The sequence below is a fragment of the Paenibacillus sp. FSL W8-0426 genome, from assembly GCF_037969725.1.
GTDB lineage: Bacteria > Bacillota > Bacilli > Paenibacillales > Paenibacillaceae > Paenibacillus > Paenibacillus hubeiensis.
In genome coordinates, this window is the sequence record NZ_CP150203.1 from 341189 (window position 1) to 362302 (window position 21114).

Annotated in this window: 18 protein-coding genes and 10 tRNA genes; 24 read left to right on the forward strand and 4 right to left on the reverse strand. The window is 52.7% G+C overall.

Annotation, left to right across the window (positions count from 1 at the left end; all coding sequences use genetic code 11):
- The first annotated feature begins 12 nt into the window (after positions 1-12).
- From MKY59_RS01560 to MKY59_RS01610, 11 genes are all read left to right on the forward strand, one after another.
- Positions 13-90, forward strand: a tRNA-Asp gene (locus MKY59_RS01560).
- Positions 91-216: 126 nt separating this feature from the next.
- Positions 217-292 (forward strand) — tRNA-Thr (locus MKY59_RS01565).
- A gap of 83 nt (positions 293-375) precedes the next feature.
- Positions 376-448 (forward strand) — tRNA-His (locus MKY59_RS01570).
- A gap of 17 nt (positions 449-465) precedes the next feature.
- Positions 466-540 (forward strand) — tRNA-Gln (locus MKY59_RS01575).
- 15 nt (positions 541-555) lie between these two features.
- Positions 556-631, forward strand: a tRNA-Lys gene (locus MKY59_RS01580).
- Between the two features lie 10 nt (positions 632-641).
- Positions 642-729 (forward strand) — tRNA-Leu (locus tag MKY59_RS01585).
- Positions 730-736: 7 nt separating this feature from the next.
- Positions 737-811 (forward strand) — tRNA-Gly (locus tag MKY59_RS01590).
- A gap of 5 nt (positions 812-816) precedes the next feature.
- Positions 817-893 (forward strand) — tRNA-Arg (locus tag MKY59_RS01595).
- 17 nt (positions 894-910) lie between these two features.
- Positions 911-984: transfer RNA gene (locus MKY59_RS01600), tRNA-Pro, on the forward strand.
- A gap of 13 nt (positions 985-997) precedes the next feature.
- A tRNA-Gly gene (locus tag MKY59_RS01605) sits at positions 998-1068 on the forward strand.
- A 158-nt stretch (positions 1069-1226) separates the two neighbouring features.
- Positions 1227-1832 (forward strand): short chain dehydrogenase, encoded by a 606-nt coding sequence (locus tag MKY59_RS01610; RefSeq protein ID WP_339275662.1) that lies wholly within the window; start codon positions 1227-1229, stop codon positions 1830-1832.
- A 232-nt stretch (positions 1833-2064) separates the two neighbouring features.
- Here the strand turns inward: MKY59_RS01610 and MKY59_RS01615 are convergent, their stop codons facing one another.
- The gene (locus tag MKY59_RS01615) at positions 2065-2934 is read right to left on the reverse strand and encodes a CYTH domain-containing protein (protein ID WP_339275663.1); all 870 of its coding nucleotides are present in this window, start codon (positions 2932-2934) and stop codon (positions 2065-2067) included.
- Positions 2935-3067: 133 nt separating this feature from the next.
- Entirely contained in the window at positions 3068-3976 is a 909-nt protein-coding gene (locus MKY59_RS01620; protein ID WP_236421466.1) for a LysR family transcriptional regulator, read from the reverse strand.
- A 164-nt stretch (positions 3977-4140) separates the two neighbouring features.
- Between MKY59_RS01620 and MKY59_RS01625 the strand changes: the two genes are divergently transcribed.
- The 7 genes from MKY59_RS01625 to MKY59_RS01655 all read left to right on the forward strand — a co-directional run bounded on the left by MKY59_RS01625 (position 4141) and on the right by MKY59_RS01655 (position 12200).
- On the forward strand, positions 4141-5157 hold the full coding sequence (locus MKY59_RS01625; RefSeq protein ID WP_339275665.1) for an ABC transporter ATP-binding protein: 1017 nt from the start codon (positions 4141-4143) through the stop codon (positions 5155-5157).
- Between the two features lie 88 nt (positions 5158-5245).
- Positions 5246-6328 (forward strand): ABC transporter substrate-binding protein, encoded by a 1083-nt coding sequence (locus MKY59_RS01630; protein WP_339275666.1) that lies wholly within the window; start codon positions 5246-5248, stop codon positions 6326-6328.
- Positions 6329-6357: 29 nt separating this feature from the next.
- Positions 6358-8043, forward strand: coding sequence for an iron ABC transporter permease (locus MKY59_RS01635; protein ID WP_339275667.1), 1686 nt, complete (start codon positions 6358-6360; stop codon positions 8041-8043).
- Entirely contained in the window at positions 8040-9527 is a 1488-nt protein-coding gene (locus tag MKY59_RS01640) for an MBL fold metallo-hydrolase (protein WP_339275669.1), read from the forward strand. Before MKY59_RS01635 ends, MKY59_RS01640 begins: the two co-directional genes overlap by 4 nt.
- 42 nt (positions 9528-9569) lie before the next feature.
- A complete protein-coding gene (locus MKY59_RS01645; RefSeq protein WP_339275671.1) occupies positions 9570-9830 on the forward strand; it encodes a hypothetical protein in 261 nt (86 codons plus the stop codon).
- Positions 9831-10025: 195 nt separating this feature from the next.
- On the forward strand, positions 10026-11255 hold the full coding sequence (locus tag MKY59_RS01650) for an anhydro-N-acetylmuramic acid kinase (RefSeq protein WP_339275673.1): 1230 nt from the start codon (positions 10026-10028) through the stop codon (positions 11253-11255).
- A gap of 105 nt (positions 11256-11360) precedes the next feature.
- Positions 11361-12200 (forward strand): MurR/RpiR family transcriptional regulator, encoded by an 840-nt coding sequence (locus tag MKY59_RS01655; RefSeq protein ID WP_236421472.1) that lies wholly within the window; start codon positions 11361-11363, stop codon positions 12198-12200.
- Between the two features lie 291 nt (positions 12201-12491).
- On the opposite strand, the gene murQ is transcribed toward MKY59_RS01655, so the two are convergent.
- Entirely contained in the window at positions 12492-13397 is a 906-nt protein-coding gene (murQ, locus tag MKY59_RS01660; RefSeq protein WP_339275675.1) for an N-acetylmuramic acid 6-phosphate etherase, read from the reverse strand.
- A gap of 22 nt (positions 13398-13419) precedes the next feature.
- A complete protein-coding gene (locus MKY59_RS01665; protein WP_236421459.1) occupies positions 13420-14382 on the reverse strand; it encodes a BadF/BadG/BcrA/BcrD ATPase family protein in 963 nt (320 codons plus the stop codon).
- Positions 14383-14708: 326 nt separating this feature from the next.
- Between MKY59_RS01665 and MKY59_RS01670 the strand changes: the two genes are divergently transcribed.
- The 6 genes from MKY59_RS01670 (at position 14709) to MKY59_RS01695 (ending at position 21108) form a co-directional block, all read left to right on the forward strand.
- Positions 14709-16064 carry an extracellular solute-binding protein gene (locus MKY59_RS01670; protein ID WP_236421458.1) on the forward strand — a complete coding sequence of 452 codons (1356 nt, stop codon included), beginning with the start codon at positions 14709-14711 and terminating at the stop codon, positions 16062-16064.
- A gap of 38 nt (positions 16065-16102) precedes the next feature.
- Positions 16103-17026, forward strand: a complete 924-nt coding sequence (locus tag MKY59_RS01675) for a sugar ABC transporter permease (RefSeq protein WP_236421457.1) — start codon at positions 16103-16105, stop codon at positions 17024-17026.
- A gap of 23 nt (positions 17027-17049) precedes the next feature.
- Positions 17050-17883 (forward strand): carbohydrate ABC transporter permease, encoded by an 834-nt coding sequence (locus tag MKY59_RS01680; RefSeq protein WP_236421456.1) that lies wholly within the window; start codon positions 17050-17052, stop codon positions 17881-17883.
- Positions 17884-17934: 51 nt separating this feature from the next.
- Positions 17935-19044: a sn-glycerol-3-phosphate ABC transporter ATP-binding protein UgpC gene (ugpC, locus tag MKY59_RS01685; RefSeq protein ID WP_236421455.1), complete on the forward strand. Its 1110-nt coding sequence runs from the start codon at positions 17935-17937 to the stop codon at positions 19042-19044.
- A gap of 73 nt (positions 19045-19117) precedes the next feature.
- A complete protein-coding gene (locus MKY59_RS01690) occupies positions 19118-19837 on the forward strand; it encodes a hypothetical protein (RefSeq protein WP_236421454.1) in 720 nt (239 codons plus the stop codon).
- Between the two features lie 89 nt (positions 19838-19926).
- Complete coding sequence (locus tag MKY59_RS01695) at positions 19927-21108, forward strand: DUF1343 domain-containing protein (RefSeq protein WP_339275677.1); 1182 nt, start codon at positions 19927-19929, stop codon at positions 21106-21108.
- The last annotated feature ends 6 nt before the right edge of the window (positions 21109-21114 follow it).

Below are 21114 nucleotides of genomic sequence, written 5' to 3' on the forward strand. Positions count from 1 at the left end.
ATAAGGGATCGTGGAACCGTGGTGTAGTTGGCCTAACATGCCTGCCTGTCACGCAGGAGATCGCGGGTTCGAATCCCGTCGGTTCCGCCACTTGAATATTCATCAGGGATGAAAATCCGTAAATGGGTTCGTCGAAGCATTCACTTCGAGAGCATAAGCTGCGCAGTCTCGAACGAAGTGAGAGTATCCCGTCGGTTCCGCCACTTTTATGATTTTGCCGGTGTAGCTCAACTGGTAGAGCAACTGACTTGTAATCAGTAGGTTGGGGGTTCAAGTCCTCTCGCCGGCACCATGATTTTCTTTTAGCGGTTTGAATAAAACCGGGTCCGGTTGGACAAACTATAATGTTCCTACATTGCGTTGGAACAACGTATGGCGGTCGTGGCGAAGGGGTTAACGCACCGGATTGTGGCTCCGGCACTCGGGGGTTCAAGTCCCCTCGATCGCCCTTTATCTTAACTTTATAGGGGATTAGCCAAGCGGTAAGGCAACGGACTTTGACTCCGTCATGCATAGGTTCGAATCCTATATCCCCTGCCATTATTTTTTCGGTGAGAGCCATTAGCTCAGTTGGTAGAGCACCTGACTTTTAATCAGGGTGTCGAAGGTTCGAGTCCTTCATGGCTCACCAGTTATATTATGCGGTCGTGGCGGAATTGGCAGACGCGCACGGTTCAGGTCCGTGTGGGCTAACCCCCCGTGGAGGTTCGAGTCCTCTCGACCGCACCAATCATATGCGGACGTGGCTCAGCGGTAGAGCATCGCCTTGCCAAGGCGAGGGTCGCGGGTTCGATTCCCGTCGTCCGCTCCAAATATGCGCCCTTAGCTCAGCTGGATAGAGCGTTTGACTACGAATCAAAAGGTCGGGAGTTCGAATCTCTCAGGGCGCGCCATATTTACTCTCAAGTATCGGGATGTAGCTCAGCTTGGTAGAGCACCTGGTTTGGGACCAGGGGGTCGCATGTTCAAATCGTGTCATCCCGATTTTTTATAAGATGCGGGTGTAGTTCAATGGTAGAACTCCAGCCTTCCAAGCTGGTAGCGTGGGTTCGATTCCCATCACCCGCTTAACGAATCGCAAAATAGCTCTTGCCTTGTGCAGGGCTATTTTTTGTTTTGTATCGAAAATATATGGTCATCCGATCAACGATTTGAATTTGATAACAGACGTGATCTTTGATTAAATAAATGAAGTGAATGAACAACGACCAGGGGGGATTCGAAGGATGAAGCGGGCACTTGTTATTGGAGGACATGGAACATTGGGCAAAGCGGTTGTTGCCAAGCTGCAGGAATGGTCTGTGGAAGTTGTAACTGCAGGCAGAAATTCGGGAGATTATACGGTCGATATGACTTCAACCGATAGTATCAAGACGCTTTTTGAAACGGTTGCCAATATCGACTACGTCATTGTGACAGCAGGCCAGACTCATTATGCCAAGCTGGCTGAACTCACTCCCGAGAACAACATGGTCAGCGTGCAGAGCAAGCTGCTTGGTCAAGTCAACATTGTGCTCATCGGTCAACACTACATTAACGATAAGGGAAGTTTTACACTGGTCAGCGGAATTATCAAGGACCATCCGATCGAACAGGGTGCTTCCAGCGCGATGGCGAACGGGGCTATTGATGCATTTGCCAAGGCGGCTGCTTATGAACTGCCAAGAGGTATCCGTTTGAACTCCGTCAGTCCGAATCTGTTTGTGGAATCGGCCGAGAAATACCGTGATTTCTTCATTGGGTTTAACCCGGTGCCCGTTGAGCGCGTCGCCAATACGTTCATTCAAAGCGCGCTTGGCATTGAAACAGGGCAAACATTCAAAGTGTATTGATACTGCCACATTTATATAGGAAAAAGAACATCTGAAAAGGATCGTTTATCTCACCGCAAAGTGCTAGCGGACAAACAAAGGCCTCATTTCATTGATCTTAAGGATCAGAAATGAGGCCTTTGTTTCATGCTATTTTGACCAGCCAGCAGGTGGGTAATCGTTCCGGCTGTTCTGTCAAAAGTGGAGATGTATCAGAAACGCGATGCTCAAACAACATACCCCGTAGATTCCATTAATAACGTTCCAAAATAAGTTGGGTTTTCAGGCCGTCTCCCGGAAGAAGCCAGTTTTCGTTCTCCAGCAGCTGCATCAGTTGGGCACGGAGGCCGGATACCGTAGACGCGTCGTCTGTCTTGAAGGAGACCTCCACGATGTTCTCAATCCCCGTGCCAGCTTCATTCAGAATCGGCCACACTTCAAGCGTCATTTCTTGACCGTTCCAAGTCCCTTCATAACGCTCAAACGTAATCGGGCCGTAGGCACGGGAAGCGGACAATTGTTGTTTGCCCCAGTTGGAAGCAGACCAGTTTTTCAGTTTGCCCGGCAGTTTGTCGAGCAGCATTTCCAAAGCCTTGCTATCGGAAGGAAGCTGCTCGCCGCTTGTTATGGCATCGACTTTTTTGGTATTGGAGAAGCTCAGGGTCTGTTTGCCGTAGCCCCAATCGATTTCAGCCTCGTAATTATCGTCAGATGCGTCAAATCCCTCCTGGTTAGCCAGCGTCAACGCTGCTTCGACATCACCATCAATGATCGGGTAGCGCTTTTTATAGGTCAGCTCGTAATTGTTTTTATCCTCCTTCTTGCGGAAGCGTACGTTCCAGCCCTGCTCGTCCAATCCAAGGGAATCGGTGTCAAAATATTCTACGCCAATGGCTCGTGGCGAGCTGTCCAATCCAAGCGTTTGCAGTACGTCGCTGTTTGGTTTGCCGTCGGCATTCAGCACGGCTTCCGGCTTGGCCAAAAACTTGACTTCATAAGCGGGTACCGCGTTGGCCGCAGCCGATGCCTGAGGAGTTTCGAGCACCGTCAGTCCACTTCCCAGCGTCATGATGCTCAGCATGATTGAAGCGGTGACCTTTTTCCATGTTTTCAAAACATTCACTCTCCCTAAACTTGGATTAACGTACAGTACCAATGTAGCGTTCTAATATCTTGAATCCATCAAATGGAGGGCCTGTTTGCGTTAATCCTGCATAGATTTGATGAATGGTCCCCGATAGTTTTTATTCATAAGATCAAAAACGGACAGGCGGAAAGTGGGTGCTCATCTCGCGCAGCATTTCCTTAAAACGGTTCACCTGCACGGAGGCATGGCGTTCTTTATTATGCACGGCATAGATATGGCGGGAGGCCTGTTCTCCTGGAATAGGGAGCACCTGGACAAGCCCTTGCCGTTCCTCCCACTGCACGGCCATCCGCGACATGAAGGACACATGCCCGCCGAGTAGAACCAATTGTTTGATCGCTTCGAGCGAATCCATCTCCACGGCAGTGCGCAGACGGACGGCATGCTGCTCCAGCCATTGGTTGGTCAAACGGCGCGTGCTGGATTCATCCCCATGCAGGGCAAAAGGAATCCGCGCAATATGCTCGGGCTGCAATTCTTCCAGCTGCGTTAACGGGTGCTGCGGGGCACAGATCAACACCAGGTCATCCGCACACAGTGGCTCTGCGTGCAGTAAAGGTCTTACGAACGTTTCGGAAGAGATGATGCCGAGATCGATCTGGTGCCCGATGAGCATGTCGCGGATGGCGGACGAAGGTTTGACCGACAGCACGATGCGAATGCCCGGGAATTCCTGCGAAAATGCATTGAGCATGGCCGGCAGCAAGTAGGTTGCAGGCACATAGCTTGCCCCAATATGCAGACTGCCCCGATACAGGCTGTCATATTCCCGTACGACGCGGCGGGCTTCCTGGGTAAGGGCATTGATTTTGACGGAATAGTGCAGCAGGGCCTGTCCTGCCTCGGTCAGAAAGGTTTTGCCATTGCGCGATTCAAAAAGTCGCACGCCCATTTCTTCCTCCAATGATTTCATATGAAACGTAACAGTGGGCTGTTTAATACCCAGAACTTCGGCGACGCTCGTCATGTGGTGATGTTTGTCGATCAGTTCGACGATTTGCAGTTTGATCAGATTCAAGCGAAAGGCACTCCTTCCATATTACATATCTCCTCTATAGATTTAATCTATGAACATCAACAGAATTCATCTAAAAAGTTAATTCCAATTTTACATTCGGCTCATACAAACCGCGAAGGCAGGCGTTAGACTAAGATCAGAACAGAGGACAGGCAGGGGTGCTCATGAAACTAGAAATCAGAAACGTGCAAAAATCGTTTAACCGGACGCCGGCGCTGTTTCCCACCGATCTGACGCTGGAGCATGGTCAGTTCACAACACTGCTCGGCCCGTCCGGCTGCGGCAAAACGACGCTGCTGCGTATACTGGCCGGATTGGAGCAGCCGGATGCGGGAGAGATTTATGCCGACGGCGAGTGTATCTATTCCGCAGACAAGCGAATCGATGTGCCTACGCATAAGCGAAATCTCGGCATGGTGTTTCAGGATTTTGCCTTATGGCCCCATATGACGGTATATGAGAACGTAGCATTTGGACTGCGGGCCGGCAGGCAAAAGGGCGAACTGCATCAGAAGGTCACTGAAGCGTTGGAGATGGTGCGTTTGCAAGGCATGGAGGGTCGTTATCCTCACCAATTGTCGGGCGGACAGCAGCAACGGGTCGCTTTTGCCCGAGCGGTGGCAGTCAAACCAGGCGTCATTTTGTTCGATGAACCACTGAGTGCGTTGGATGCAGTACTACGGGAGGAAATGCGGCTGGAGATGATGGCTCTCGTACGCGACATGGGGCTGACGGCGTTGTACGTCACTCACGATCAGGTTGAGGCGATGTCCATGTCGGATGAAATCGTTGTGATGCAAAAAGGGAGGATTATGCAAAAGGGCGCTCCTGAAACGATCTATTCCTCGCCAAGCAATGCATACGTAGCCTCGTTCATCGGCAAATCGAACTGGCTCACCACAGATCAATCCATGATTCGTCCGGAACATGTATCCTGGAGCAAGAGCGAACATGACGACCTGTGTTATCAGGGCGCGGTGATCGATGTCAGTTATGTCGGTGAACGCTACGAAATTCGGGTACAGATCGACGGTCTTAGCATCTGGACGACCTACTCCAACACAAGAGTAAAAGCCGGTGAGCGCGTCAAGCTGTATGTGTCGCCGGACCGGATTTGCCGTATGGGTGAAAAGCCTGCGGAGCGCAAGGTAGAACGCAGCGCTAGCGGGGCTAGCGCATAGAGCGACAGTACGGTAGCCATGCAATGTTACATTTTCGCTGAAATCGATTAAAAACAAATTGAACAAAACCAGAGGAGAGGTATTCCAAATGATGAATGTTAAAAAACGCAAAAAAGGCGCCATGCTGCTGCTGACGGCAGTAATGAGCATCAGTTTGTTCGGCTGCAGCACGGGGAACGGGGCAACGGGCACAAGCGCACAGGGCTCTGGGGAGAGCAGCACGGCGGCGGCAGGGGCAGAGGCACCAGCCACATCGACTACCGGTGGGAAACTCGTATTGTACAGTGCCGGCCCGCAGAAACTGGCAGATAACATCATCCATGGTTTTACAGAGAAAACGGGCATTGAAGTCGAGATGTTCCAAGGAACGACAGGTAAAATTTTGGCGCGTATGGAGGCTGAGAAAGCCAACCCGGTGGCCGACGTTGTCATTCTGGCCTCGTTGCCCTCCGCACAAGCATTGAAAGCAGATGGCCTGACATTGCCATATCCAGAAGCCGCGAATAGCGACAAGCTGAACAAGGAATGGTCTGATGCCGAAGGCAACTACTTCAGCTCCAGCGCTTCTGCGCTTGGCATCGTGTACAATACGAAACTCGTCACAACGCCGCCAACGAGCTGGGCCGATCTGGCTACGGCAGCTTGGAAGGACGCCGTCAACATTCCGGATCCTACCCTGTCCGGGTCCGCCTTGGACTTCATCACCGGTTATTTGAGCGCAAACGGGGAAAAAGGCTGGGACTTGTTCAGCCAATACAAAGCGAACGGCGTTGCCATGGCTGGTGCCAACCAAGAGGCGCTTGATCCGGTCATCACCGGAGCGAAAAGCATCGTAGCGGCAGGCGTGGATTACATGGCGTATTCCTCCAAAGCGAAAGGCGAACCGCTGGATATCGTATACCCATCGGAAGGAACCGTGGTCAGCCCTAGACCGGCAGCGATCCTGAAATCGAGCAAAAACGTAGAGAACGCGAAAGCATTCATCGATTATTTGTTGTCCGACGAAGCACAGAAACTGGTTGCAGATGCTTACCTGATTCCAGGACGCGAAGATGTGGAAGCAACTAACCGTGCCAATCTGAAGGACATTCCTCAGCTTAAAGTCGACTGGAACTGGATGAGCGAGAATGGCGACGACACAGCGGCACGCTTCTCGGAGATTTTCAAATAAACGGCTTCGCGATCTGAGGTGAACAAGCAGTGAGACCTGTTGCAGTGGACAACAACCGTATTTTTCGGAGAGTGGGCGTCATTCTCGCCCTCTTTCTGCTAACCGTAAGCATTGGCGTGCCGCTGCTGCTGATTTTCTGGCAGAGCGTGTACGTGGACGGGCAGTGGGATTGGATGGCCCCGCTAAGAACCATTGCCGGACACCATTTGTCCGGGGTGCTGTTGAATTCTGTTTGGCTGGGCATATGTGTAGCGGCGGGTACGACGCTCTTGTCGCTGCCGCTGGCTTGGATGATGGCAAAGACGCGCATGGGACGGCATCGCTGGGTCGACGTCATATTGATGATTCCTTTCATGACCCCGCCGTATATCGGCTCCATGGGCTGGATTCTTTTCATGCAAAAAGGAGGCTATCTGCAGCAATGGTGGCCTTCTTCCGCAAACTGGACCGAGCATTTCTTCAGCTTCTGGGGCATGGTGCTGATCATGAGCTTGCATCTGTTTCCTTTCTTGTACCTGCTGCTCAGGGATGCGCTGATCCGCATCGGCGGAAACCTGGAAGAAGCAGGAGCCGTGCATGGCGCGCCGTCAGGGTATCGGTTCAGACGCATTATTTTGCCGCTGCTGCTGTCTTCTTACGGCATGGGGATCATGCTTGTGTTTGTCAAAACGATTGCGGAATTCGGAACGCCGGCGACGTTTGGCCGCAAGATCGGGTATTACGTCATGACTTCGGAGATCCACAAGTATATCTCCAGTTGGCCCATCGATTTCGGCAAGGCGACCTCGCTTGCTTCGATCCTGTTGTCGGTATGTCTCGTGATGTGGTATATGCAATCGGCCATGAGCCGCAAGTTCACGTACCGCTTGGTCGGAGGGAAAGGCCAGCGTTCCAAAACCTATTCCCTTCGCGGGGGTGCCGGCTGGTTGTGCGGTTTGTATATGGCGGCATTGCTCATATTGTCGGTCGGCATTCCCTATTTCTCGATCATTGCCGCTTCGACGATGAAACTTCGCGGGGCGGGGCTCTCTTTCAACAATCTCACGTTGGAGCATTACGGAACCTTGCTCACATGGGGTTCGGTCAGTATGAAAGCGATCCTGAACAGTCTGGGATTGTCGCTCGCGGCTTCTACGGTGGCCGTTATTTTCGGCACGGGTTTCGCGCTGGCCATTGGCCGCTCGTCATCGCGCATGCAGCGTGTCATCGACCTGTTCAGCTTGTTGCCCAACACGGTACCGGGCATCGTTATGGTGGTGGGACTTATCTTGTTATGGAACGCACCGTGGATGCCGGTTAATCTGTACAACACGTACGGTATGGTGGTGCTAACCTATGTGGTATTATTTCTGCCCTATACGGTACAGTACGTCAAGTCGAGCTTTACCCAGATTGACGGCACATTGTTTCAGGCAGGTCAGGTGTTCGGCGGAAAGCCGCTATATATTTTGCGGCGGATTTTGGTTCCGCTCATCATTCCGGGCATGCTGGCCGGATGGATGATGACCTTTACGATCGCGGCGCGGGAGCTGGTTGCTTCGCTCTTGATTCTGCCACCATCGATGCAGACATCGGCTACCTATATTTTCGCTCAGTTCGAGCAGGGGCAAGTATCGCTTGGCATGGCGATGGCCGTCGTTTCGGTCGGCATGACGGTGTTGATGCTGCTGGGCATTGAGATTTTGAATTCAAAGAGAAAGTGGAATGCATCATGATGAAGTTGAAGGTATGGGGCGGAGCTGGCGAGCATGGTCGTTCTGCCTACCTCCTGAGCGGAAACCATGTTCACCTTTTATTGGATTGCGGGGTGAAGAAGGAAGGGGCCGGGGAATACCCGCTGATCGATCCGGAAATGGTTCCGCAGCTTGGAACGGTATTGTTGTCCCATGCCCATGAGGACCATTCGGTGGCGATTCCCCTGTTGTACCGGATGGGTTATACGGGAGAAGTATGGACGACCCGGGAAACCCGTGAACAGCTGAAATCTTATTTTCAATCATGGCGAAATAACATGGAACGTGCGGGGAATGAGCTGCCTTATACCGAAGCCGACGAGCAGGCCATACGTTATCGTTACTTGGAAGACGAATCGGAGAGCGCGCAATGGTTCGAAATTCTTCCCGACGTTCAGGCCATGTGGGGAAAGAGCGGGCATCTGGCCGGTTCGGTATGGCTGGGCCTACGGATGGAGGGCAAACGTATTTTCTATTCGGGGGATTACACCTCCGAATCCATGTTGCTGCAGGATGACTGTCCGGCAGACACGTTACTTATGCATGATGATCAATGGATTCATGAGCAACGAACGGGTACAGAACATGGTGAACGTTTGGGCCGGGAAGGAGTCGCTGTATCGTCCAAGCATCGCCCCAAAACGCTGGAGCATGTCAAACCGTCGACGGAAATTGCCAGCTTATCGCACGAGGCATTTATCCCGCATGTCATGGATTTGACCATCATGGATGCCGCTTATGGGACCGATTCCGAAACGCAGCAGGACAAACTGATGCAGTTGCATGAGGCGTTGCGGCAAACGTTGGACCGCGGCGGCAAAGTGCTTCTCCCCATGCCTGCGGTAGGGCGCGGACAAGAGCTTGTGCTCTGGGCACGGCAGCAGTTTCCGAGCGTACCCCTAATTGTGGAACCGAAACTGGCTGCAGGCATGATGCAGTTACTCCACTCCCCATACTGGTTGAAGAAATCCGGGGACTTGGGGCCAGGAACGGCAGTGGATGTCATCAAAAGGTTCCTGAACGAAGGCGGCTGGAGCTCGCCAATCACGAATGAGGAGCGCCAGCAGCTGCTGGAACGGACAGGACCGTCCTTATGGTTCATCTCCGACGGCATGCTGCAGTCCACGCTGGCACGGTGGTATTACAAGCAGTTTGCCGATGACAGCAAAAATCTTGTGCTGATTACCGGGCATGCCGCGAAAGGGACTTTTGCCCACCGGTTGTTGGAAAACCCCAAGGAGTACGGTGCTTGCGAAGTGCGGAAAATACGCTACAAGGTGCATCAAGGCGTGCGAGATGTCAGAGATATGCTGAACCGGATTCCCGCCAAACACACGGTGCTTGTGCATGCGGATCGTGCCGAAACCGATCGGTTGAAGCAGACGCTGCTTAAAGAGCGTGACAGCTTGCAGCCGGAGAAGGGGCTTTTGCATTCATTGGGCCCTGGAGAAGAACTGATTCTATGAACCAATGACATGATGCGAATGGAATGACCTGCTGGGTGCTGGATGCACCTAAGCGGGCATTTGGCGTTATGTGCGGTTCGCCATGCTTTTTGGGCGTTTTATGATATTGCAGCACAAAAAAACAACCTACATACGACCATCCATTTAGGTAGACCGAAACATATCGCTGAAATGATCCATTATTTACAGAAGGATCAAGAGCTTTGGGTTAATGGAAAGCAGCATACGATAGACAATGCTTGGGAGCTGCTGCAAGTCATGGGTTACTCCGATATGGAACCAATTTGGATCAAGCAATGGTAGTTGGAGTAAATCTAAGAACAATGCAGATTTGCCTCGTTTTCGAGGATAAGCGGTACATAAAGGAGTTGTTCCGATGTTCTGGTATGAGTGTAATATAATTTCATAATATTATTGACTTGTGAAATTTTATATCATATACTGAGTAAAATTTGTTCGAGAGATCGGATTCAATCGGCTTGCGGGAGGTATGGGGGAATGGATCGTGGCAGTTTTCCGATGTGGGAACAGTATCGCAAGAAACGGGAACATGTGATGATCGGCCTGATGTCGGGCACGTCACTGGATGGGACGGATGCGGCACTGGTGCGAATCCGGACGGATATAAGCGGTGCCTTGCAACAGATCGAGCTCGTTGATTTCATTTGCGTTCCGTATTCGGACACATTAAGAGAGCGGTTAATTCGGCTGTGTTCGCCCGAAACGGCCCGCATCGATGACCTTACGACCGCGCATTTTGGCGTTTCCGAGTGGTATGCGCACAGCGTGAGCGAGCTTATTCGTTCGGCAGGCATATCCCTTGCCGATGTCGACGTAATCAGCATGCATGGCCAGACGGTGTGGCACGCGCCGGAGGAAGCGGCTTTTCCCGGCCCGGCGGACACACTCCTTAACGTCAAATCGACTCTCCAGATCGGGGAGTGTGCCGTCGTTCGTGAACGGACCGGACTACCTGTCATCGGCAACCTGAGAGCCAGGGATATGGCTGCCGGAGGTGAAGGTGCGCCGCTGACGCCATATGCGGATGCGCTACTGTTCCGAAGTCAGGCCGTAGGAAGGCTGGTACAGAACATCGGGGGAATCGGGAACGTAACTGTTTTGCCTCCGCTTTCTTCAATGGAAGAGGTATCGGCTTTTGATACGGGACCCGGAAATATGGTCATCGACGCGATTGTTCGACAAGCTACCGAAGGACGGCAGCATTATGACCCGGATGGCAGCATCGCTGCCAGAGGGAAGGTGGATACAATATTATTGGAACAATGTCTGGACGATGAATATTTCCGCAAAATGCCTCCAAAGAGTACCGGCCGTGAAGTTTACGGGGCTGCTTACGCCGAACGTATCATGCAATGGGCACGGCAGCATTCATTATCGTTGGAGGACACACTAGCCACCACGACTTACCTTACCGCAGAGACCATTGTGCGGTCTGTGGAGAATTTCGTTCTGCCTAGAATGAACGTAGCTGCTATGCTGGCTTGTGGCGGGGGGACTTCCAACGCTACCCTGATGCGCATGATCCGCGAGCGCCTTCCCGCGAGTATTCGCCTTGAGCGTACAGCTGATCATGGCGTCCCGGATGACGCACGTGAGGCGATGGGTTTTGCGTTGCTAGGACATGAAGCGCTGATGGGAAGGGCGAATACCCTCCCAGCTGTGACAGGAGCGTCAGCCCCCGTAATTTCGGGCATCCTGACGTTATGACTCAGGTGGGATTTTACTCTTTACACTCAGATTAGACTTTTTAGAACGAATAAGACAAAATGAATGTACATGAATCAGTACGGAAGGGAGGCGCAGATGGAAGGCATGAAAGGCGGGCTTGTGCGTTTGCGCGCTATATTGGATGATTTGACCCCATCGGAACGGAAGATCGGGGCTTATATTTTGGAGCACCCTGAAGAAACGGTGCAGTCTTCGGTTGCGCAGCTGTCGGAGCGCAGCGGGGGCAGTCCGGCGGCGATCATCCGACTGTGCAAATCGCTGGAGGTGACAGGCTTTCAGGAACTGAAGCTGAAGATTGCCGGGGATTTGCAGACAGGGGAGTCGTATGAATATACGGAGATACGTCCACAGGACTCCATGGAAAGCATCATTCAGCACGTCTCGGCGAACAACATTCAATCGATCAAGGACACGGTTCACATTTTAGATCCTCGCATGGTGGAGCAGGCAGTGGATGTGCTGCAGAAGGCAAACCGTATCTTTTTCTACGGCGTGGGAGCGTCCAATCTGATCGCTTTGGATGCACACTACAAATTTATGCGCATCAACCGTACGAGCTTTTCGTTCGCCGATCCGCACATGCAGATTTCATCCGCTACGACGCTCCGGGCAGACGACGCCGTCGTCTGCATCTCGTATTCGGGCGAAACGGGCAGCGTCGTGTCTTGCTTGAAGCATGCACGCGAAGGCGGAGCAGCGACGATCAGCATTACGAAATGGGGCAGCAATACGTTAAGTTCGCTTGCGGATGTTCCCCTGATGATTACCTCCATGGAGAGCAATATTCGCAGCGGAGCCACCTCTTCGCGCATTGCGCAGCTTAACGTGATCGATATCCTGTATCTGGCGGTCGCCAGCAGGGACTATAACCAATCGGTTCAGTATTTGGAGAAGAGCCGTCAGGCCATCCTGGAACACAAATAAGTTGCAGTCAACCGGACGCTTGATTCCTAGGGCAACAACACACTTCGGCAAGCCACGGCCAATAACCCTTTTCTAACGTCCGTATCGGCACGAACGTTAGAAAAGGTTTTTTTGTATTTTTGCCATATTGCGAAGCTGACCCATAGAGTTGAGTATTGGTCTACTCTATAAAAAAAAGAGCCCGGACCATGCCGGACTCCAAGCTGCAAGCTTCATCCTTCAGCCTGCAGCTCGCATGCGTATAAACGATTGCATGCCCGCTTGCGGCACGCCGCGCGTTCTGTATTGCCGTCATGAAGAGCCGGCAATGGCGCTGCGGACAAACCCGCCAGCCGTATCCAGCCTTTTCACAGCTTCCGTCGCGTCCACATTGGCCATCAGCATGACGATGGCCGTTTTGACGTGTCCGTTTGCTTCCGCGAACGCCTGCTCCACTTGAGGTTCGCTGGCATCCGTTGCCAATCGGATCATACGCTTGGCCCGATGGACAAGCTTTTGGTTCGACGGGTTCAGGTCGACCATGAGATTGCGGTATACCTTGCCGAGCCGAATCATGGCGGTGGTGGTCAGCATATTCAAAATCATTTTTTGTGCCGTTCCAGCCTTCATGCGGGTAGAACCCATCACTACTTCCGGGCCGACAACAGCTTCGATGCTAATGTCCGCCAAGCTGGACATGGGGGAGCCTGCGTTATTGCTCAGGCTGATCACTCCGGCCCCCAATTCGCGCGCCCGTTTCATGGCACCCAGCACGTATGGCGTTCTGCCGCTGGCAGCGATGCCGACTACAACGTCATGATCATTCACGCCATGGTCATCGAGATCAGCCGCACCGGTTGATTCGCTATCTTCGGCCCCCTCGACCGGGTCCTTCACGGCACGGAAACCTCCGGCAATAATACCTTGCACCATGCTGGGCGGCGTGCCATAAGTCGGCGGACATTCCGAAGCATCCAGAATGCCGAGCCTGCCGCTGGTGCCTGCGCCAACGTAGAACAGTCTGCCGCCGGAATGGAAAGCTTCGACGATGCGATCGGCCGCTTGGGCAATGACTGGAATAAGCGGCTGAATCAGCTCGGCAATGCGGCGATCCTCCCGATTGATCAGTTCAACGATCTCCGCAGAAGGCAGCACGTCGATCTGATCCGTTAGCGGATGGGGTTGTTCGGTCAGCAATGAGTTAAGCATGTGATTCATCAGTATGGCCTCCTTGTCTCTTCTATCTGGTATCGTGCAGGGAGCGATGGAACCGTGCCAAGCGTGCCGCGCCAATGGCCGGAGGTGGAGCATGCTCCGTTTGCACGTATTCGAGTCCTTCGTAGTACCGGGAAAGCTGCTGCATAAAGGCCTCTCGGTACAATGGAGAATGACGAAATAACGATCCGGACAATACGACAGGTGCTGCAGGGAACTCCGGGTCTCGGGCAATCAGCGCTCGTGCAGTCTCGGCGAGGTGCCTTGCCTCGTCAGTGACCAAGTCGCTCGCGACAGGGTCTCCCGCTTCAGCCGCCGCGATGGCGAGGCGGGCGAGCGAAGCGGTCTCCTTTTTTCCCCAACCGTTGTGATATACGCGATCCTTGAGCTCTGTTGGTTCCTTGAGCCCCAGTTCTTGCAAGAGAAGCGAAGTCAACCGGGTTGGTGGCAGAATGCCGTCATGGCTCTGCATGACCGATTGAAGTGCGCGCTGCCCGATGCGATAACCGCTGCCTTCGTCGCCCAGCAAATGTCCCCAACCACCCGTGCGATAACGGGTGCCTTCAGAGTTGAATCCATAGACGATGGACCCCGTGCCGGAAATGCAGAGAACGCCGCGCGTACTACCCAAAGAGGCCATAAGAGCCGTTTCTCCTTCAGTTACAATCCAGACAGGGCATGTGTTAAACGCTTCCGGTAAACGTCTTTTCATGTATTGAATCACGACATCACTGATCATCTGACGTTCTTGCATTTTGTCTATACCTGACATACCAAGACATATACCATCACATTTTGTCAAAAGCTCATGATTTGTGCCAAATAGTCGATCCAATACTCTCTCCAGCTCGGGAACGGCTTGCTCCAGCGACACGCTATATGGGTTGCTTGGTCCTCCGCTGACTTGAGCAACAATATCTCCCGTATCGGAAATCAGCGCTGCATCTGTATTGGTACCGCCTCCATCAATACCCGCATAGACACGCAAAGTGAATCACCTCGCTTGCTTCATTTTTCTTTGTTCATAGTATAGTGGCAGGGAACGAAAAAGTAAAATTAAATTTTATGATTAAAAATATTGTTGAATTTTTATTTCACAGCTCATATAATGAACTCAATCTACAATTTTGGAAGGAATTAATACTGTTAATGTCATCTAAATTGACGTTAAACTTTCATTAAAAAGATTTGATTAGCAAAGGGCGGGTCGAATCTGAAGGGGAGGATGCGGAGAGATTTCAAAGGGTCAGCACACAGATTGGAATTGGCTCAGATATTTACCAAAGGTAGATGACATGCGAAGGAGATGAAAGCATGAAGAAGAGAAGTCTGGTTTGGTCCATGCTGTTAATGATGATTCTGGTAACGGCCTGTGGCAATGGGGGGAGCAGCGCGACGGAGAACGATCCTGACGCAAACGATACGGTGACGGTATGGACGTATCCGGTTCATGGCACTTACGAAGACGAGCTAAAGGATCTCATTGCAGATTTTAATAAAGAGCATCCGAATATCACGGTGAAGACCGAAGTGCTCTCATGGGCTGAGGGACCGAAAAAATTCGATGTTGCGCTGAACGCGGGGAATCCGCCTGATCTGTATTTCCACAGCGTGGACGGAACTTATGTGAATACCGGGCTTGCCCTGGAGTTGGACTCTTATCTGACGCCGGAGATCAAGGACGATTACCTGCCGGGAACGCTGGAGCTAGGCCAGATTCAAGGCAAGCAATATGGTCTCCCTTTATACCAATTCCAGTGGGCGTGGGGCGGAAACAAGCGCATTCTGGAGGAAGCGGGCATTGACTGGCAATCCATTCAGGCGAACGGCTGGACCTGGACCGAATTCAAGGAAGCTGCCGCGAAGTTGACCAAAACGTTGGATGGCGGTAAAGCTCAGTATGCTCTCGTTACCGATGGCACGTCGCTTGACTTCATTGAAATGTTGACGCGTAATAACGGCATGATCGACGTATTGGACAAAGACGGCGTGTTCCAGTGGAACGATGGCCGCATTCTGGATACGCTTGGTTTCGTCAAAGAACTGATGGATCAAGGTTACATGCCGAAGGAAACGGCCGCAATCGCTCCGGCGAAACGCACGGACATGTTCTATGCCGGCGAAGCGGCAATCATCTCCAAAGCGATTCCTTATTACGACGTGATGATCCAGAATCGCAGCAAAGACATCGATGCGGGCAACGTGCAAGGTGAAAAAATCGATTTCGTGTTGTTGCCTGTGCCTCACAATGACGACCAGCCGGCTCAGACGACGATGGGTGGCGAAGGTTATGTCGCGTTCAGACAGAAAAACGACAAAGGCGAGCAGCATGCCAAAAATACATTCCTGGTCATGGAGGCGCTTAGCGGCGCGAAGGCGGGCAATTCGGCCAATGAGTTGGCACTGCCGTTCGTAAGAAAGTCCCAGGCGGACCTCTTCAGAGGCAAGGAGCTGGGCAAACCGGAAAATATCGCTGCTGCCAACCTTATGGCTGAGAACATTGCAATGCCGGTTGTACTGGAACTGGATATCGACAAGGCTGCCCAAATGAAACAGTTTAAGGAGCAGGTTGTGAAACCGAATATTCAGGCTTTGTTCTCGGGGGAGAAAACGCCTGAGCAGATCGCTGAAGACTTCAAAGGCAAAGGCCAGCAAATGTTTGGCCAATAAGCATCCAGGCATCATCATCTCGGAGAGGAGGATTCGCCATGCAGACCGCCCTTGCGCCAAAGCCGTCCGCGGCCCGGACTTCCCGGTTCGCCCGGTTTTGGCGGGATTACGGGTGGGCGTATTTGTTTATTTTGGCGCCTGTCCTGCTGTTTCTTGTGTTCACGCTGTACCCGGTACTGTCGGCACTGGTCATGAGTTTCCAGAAGTACAATATTATGAATTCCACGTGGGTCGGGCTGGACAATTACGAGCGTTTGGTCAAGGACGATACGTTCTGGAAATCCATCCGCAACACGATCATTTTCACGGTGGGCACCGTGCCGGTCAACATTCTGATTACGTTTGTGCTGTCTTATTTCATCTTTCAAATGAAAAGCAAATGGCAGACCTTCTTCAAAGCTACGTTATATCTGCCTGCCGTGGCATCCGGAGTAACGATTTCCATCGTCTGGCTTGCCATTTTCGATCCCACCGACTCCGGTTTGCTGAACCGTTTCCTGAGCCTGTTCGGCCTGGACCCGGTCATCTGGCTGGGGCAGTCGGGAACGGCGTTATTTTCGCTTATTCTGATGAACTGGCTCGGTTCGCATGGTGCGGGCATCATTCTGTATTTGGCGGCGATGGGCGGTATTCCGAAGTCGCTGTATGAAGCGGCGGACATTGACCATGCCAGCGGCTGGACCCAATTCAGCAAAATCACGTGGCCGCTCCTCAAACCGACGACGCTCTATCTGCTTGTTACCGGAGTCATTACGTCTTTTCAGGTATTCATTTCGGTATATCTAATGACACAAGGCGGCCCGAACTTTGCCACAACGACGATTGCTTACCTGATTTATGAGACGGCCTTCAAGTTCTACGAATTCGGATTGGCGTCGGCGCAGTCGTTCGTGCTCGCGGTGATCATCATCGTCATCTCCGTGATTCAATTCAAGTACTTCTCGAGCGATATCGAGTATTAAGCAATCGGAGGTGAATTTCATCCATGAAAACATCACGCCATAAGCTGCTGCTGATCATAGCTGCCGTTCTGCTAAGCGTGTGGACGATCGTGACAGTCATCCCCATGTACTGGATGTTGGTAGGCTCGGTGCAGGATAGCGCAATGTCGGCATCCTTTCGGCCGCAGATGCTGCCGAATCAGCTGTCCTTGTCGCCGTATGAACGCTTTTTTGCCAAAACGGACGCCTGGCGCTGGCTCTATAACTCGCTGTTGATTTCGGCTATCCTGACCGTGACCAACGTATTCTTTGCTTCGCTGGCAGGGTATGCGTTTGCCAAACTGAAATTTCCGGGCAGTCAGGCTGTCTTCTGGACGCTGCTCGGCACGATGATGATTCCTGCTCAAGTTACGCTGATCCCGCTCTACATTTTGATGGTCAACGTGTTTAACCTCGGCGACACATACATCGCCATTATTCTGCCTGCCGCGGTAAGCGTAGGCAACATCTTTTTGATGAAACAGTTCATGTCCACGCTGCCAACCTCGCTGATCCATGCGGCGCGCATCGATGCATGCAGCGAATTCGGCATCTTCTGGAAGGTGATTCTGCCTATGGCGAAGCCGGGGATTGCGGTGCTTGCGATTTTTACCTTCGTCGCTTCGTGGAACGAATTTTTCTGGCCGTTTCTCATTACCAATTCCAACGAAATGCGCACCATTCAGGTGGGGCTCGCATCATTCGTCTTTGCCGAATCGACCGATTTCGGGGCGATGATGGCAGGAGCGACGATCGGCGCGCTGCCGATGATCATACTGTTCTTCTCGCTGCAGCGTTACTTCCTGCAGGGAATTACCATCGGCGCGGTTAAGGGATAACCTCTCTAATCGGGCTATAACACATGCGACAACGCAAAGGGGGATCTGCCAATGGCACGCGTGGAGTTTCGCCAAGTACGCAAAGAATTCAAAGATGATCATAAAGGAACGTTCACGGCTGTCGCCGGGTCGGACTTTGTCATAGAGGATAAAGAGTTCGTGGTCTTCGTCGGCCCGTCGGGATGCGGCAAAACCACGTCGCTGCGAATGATCGCCGGGCTGGAAAAACAAACGAGCGGAGATATCGTCATCGGCGACCGGATCGTGAACGAGTTGCATCCGAAGGATCGCGATATTGCGATGGTGTTCCAGGACTATGCGCTGTATCCACACATGACGATTCGGGAAAATTTATCCTTTGGACTGAAAAACTTGAAGAAACCGAAAGCTTACATTGATGAAAAGGTAAACCATGCCGCAGCCATCCTGGGGCTTGAGGCGATGCTGGAGCGCAAGCCGCGCGAGCTTTCCGGCGGCCAGCGTCAACGGGTTGCCGTGGGCCGCGCCATCGTGCGCGACCCGCAGGTATTCCTGTTCGACGAGCCTTTGTCGAACCTCGATGCCAAGCTGCGCGTGCAGATGCGTGTGGAACTGGGCGAGCTGCACAAGCGCTTGGGGGCGACGATCGTATACGTGACGCACGATCAGGTCGAAGCAATGACGCTGGGCGAGCGCATCGTGGTCATGAACCACGGCGACATTCAGCAGATCGCTTCGCCGAAGGAACTGTACGCAAGTCCGCGCAACATGTTCGTGGCCGGATTCATTGGCTCGCCGGCGATGAACTTTATCGATGCGCGGCTGGATGGTGCGCAGTTGGTTTTGGAGGGCACGTCGTTTGCTTTGCCGGAGGATGTGCTTGAGCGTTTGCGCGAGTATCAGGGCAAGCGGTTGATTCTTGGCATTCGGCCAGAGCATGTTTTTGGCGAGGATGTTGCGCCGAATATTCCGAGGGACCATATGCTGCAGGCAAGAGTGCAGGTCGTTGAGCATCTGGGCTCCGAAAATTTGATTTATTTTCCGTTGGGTAATCGTACCGTTACCGCCAAGGTGCACCCTGAGACGCATACGTATGTGGGTATGGATAAAGTGTTTGTGCTGGACCTGCGTAAGGCGCATTTCTTTGACCCGGAAACAGAGCTTGCAATTGGACGCGAATAAGTGGTGGAACAAGGAAGGTGCAGAGAAGTCGGAGTCATTTGTGGCAATAACCGCAAGGGAGGAGAGCTGAAATATGCGTAAGCTGAGCGAGGTGCTGGTAAAGACGGGAGTTGAAATCTATCAGGACATGATTCGGGTTGCCTTGTACAGTGTGGCCAGTTCGGTGGTGCTTGTGCCCATCCTGCTGTTTGCGCCGCTGCCCGTAGCGTTACTGCTGCTTGTGGTCGCATACATGCCTGTGCTGTTTGGAGCCTGCTTTGCGATGCATCATCGGCTGGAACGCAAGGAGCAGCGGAACGGCCTGAAGGATATGTGGACAGGGACGTTAAAGGGAATCGTCCCCGGAGGGATGGTTGGCGTACTGTTTGCTGTGTTAAGCTTCATTCTTTGGTCGACATGGTGGTACTACGGCGGCCAGGGAAGCATGTTGGGCATGGCGGTGATCGCATTTCAGACCTGTTTTGTGCTGATGGCGGCGCTTTCCCAGTTCTATACGTGGCAACTGGTCATTCAGAAGGATATGGGGATCGTGCAAGCGATGGGAGAGAGCGTCAAGCTGTTCTTCCGATATCCGGGATACACCATTGCTGCCGCATTTCAGGCATTGTGTCTTGCTGCGCTGCTCCTGTTAACCGTTGTGGGATATGGCGCGCTGTTTGCGGGCATGTTTGCCGTTTATCAGCATAAGGTGGCGCGAAATGTACTGGAGCCGGAGGAAGAACCTGCCGTACTGCAGGGTAATGACCATCAACCGTCCACTTGGTTTGGCCAGAGTCAAGGGAGTGCGCGATGAACGGAAGTGAAGGACGGCGTAAGATTCCGAGAAAGGATGTGGTGAAGGGTTTAGGCTCGTGCCTTACAAAGGCAGGAGTGGTTAAGCCGATGTCTTCCAAGGTTCGGACAGGAGTTGATCTGCTGGCGGAAGGTCTTTCCCATCCATGGATTACCGGTTCGCGCATCGGGTTGATCACCAATCCGACGGGCATCACATCCCATTTCAGGTCTACCATTGAAGTATGCGCCGGGCTGAAGGATGCCGAATTGGTGGCGCTTTATGCATGTGAGCATGGACTGGACGGCGAGCTGCAGGCAGGCGTACGTTTCGGAGATACACTGCATCCGAAGCTTGGCATTCCCGTGTTCAGCTTGTACGGAGAACAGAAAAAGCCCACACCCGCGATAATGGCTGGTGTAGATACGGTATTGTTCGATATCCAGGATATCGGCATTCGGTATTACACCTATGCATCGACGCTGTTTCAAATGATGGAGACGTGCGCGCAGGCGGGCAAGCGACTGCTTGTGCTGGATCGTCCCAATCCGTTGGGCGGATGCATCGTGGAAGGTGGCGTTTTAAACGCGGGGTATGAATCGCTTGTGGGTGCCTGGCGCATGCCGGTACGCCATGGTATGACGGTTGGTGAACTGGCGTTGCTCGTCAACAGTGAGCTGGAACATCCTTGCGAGTTGGACGTAGTCGCCATGGAGGGCTGGCGGCGCAAGATGTCCTTTGCCGATTGCGGGCTGCCTTGGATGATGCCATCGCCGAACATGCCTACGCTGGACACGGTGCGGGTATACGCCGGAAGCTGTTTGCTGGAAGGTACCAACGTATCGGAGGGCAGGGGCACGACCCGCCCGTTCGAGTGGATCGGCGCGCCATGGGTCGATGGTGAGCGACTGGCCGAGCGCGTTCGTCAGCATGGGTTAGAGGGAGTCCATTTGCATCCCGTGTACATGTCGCCGACCTTTTCCAAACATGCGGGTGAGTTGTGCGGAGGCGTTCGTATTTTCGTGACAGAGCCGGAGAAATTCCGCGCAGCGGACATGGGCTTGGTGCTTCTGCATGAGCTGATTTCGCTTGCGCAAAATGAGTTTCGATGGCTGGAGCCGCCAAAATCGGGTTCGCGGTACTTCATTGACTTGTTGACCGGAGGAAGCGTTGTCCGGGAAAACATTCATGATCCTGGAGTCCTGGAACGACTCAGACGGGAGTGGAAGATGCAGGCGATGGCTTGGAATGAGCGCCGGCAGCCGTTTTTGCTTGGTTATGAATGGGATTAATGCGGA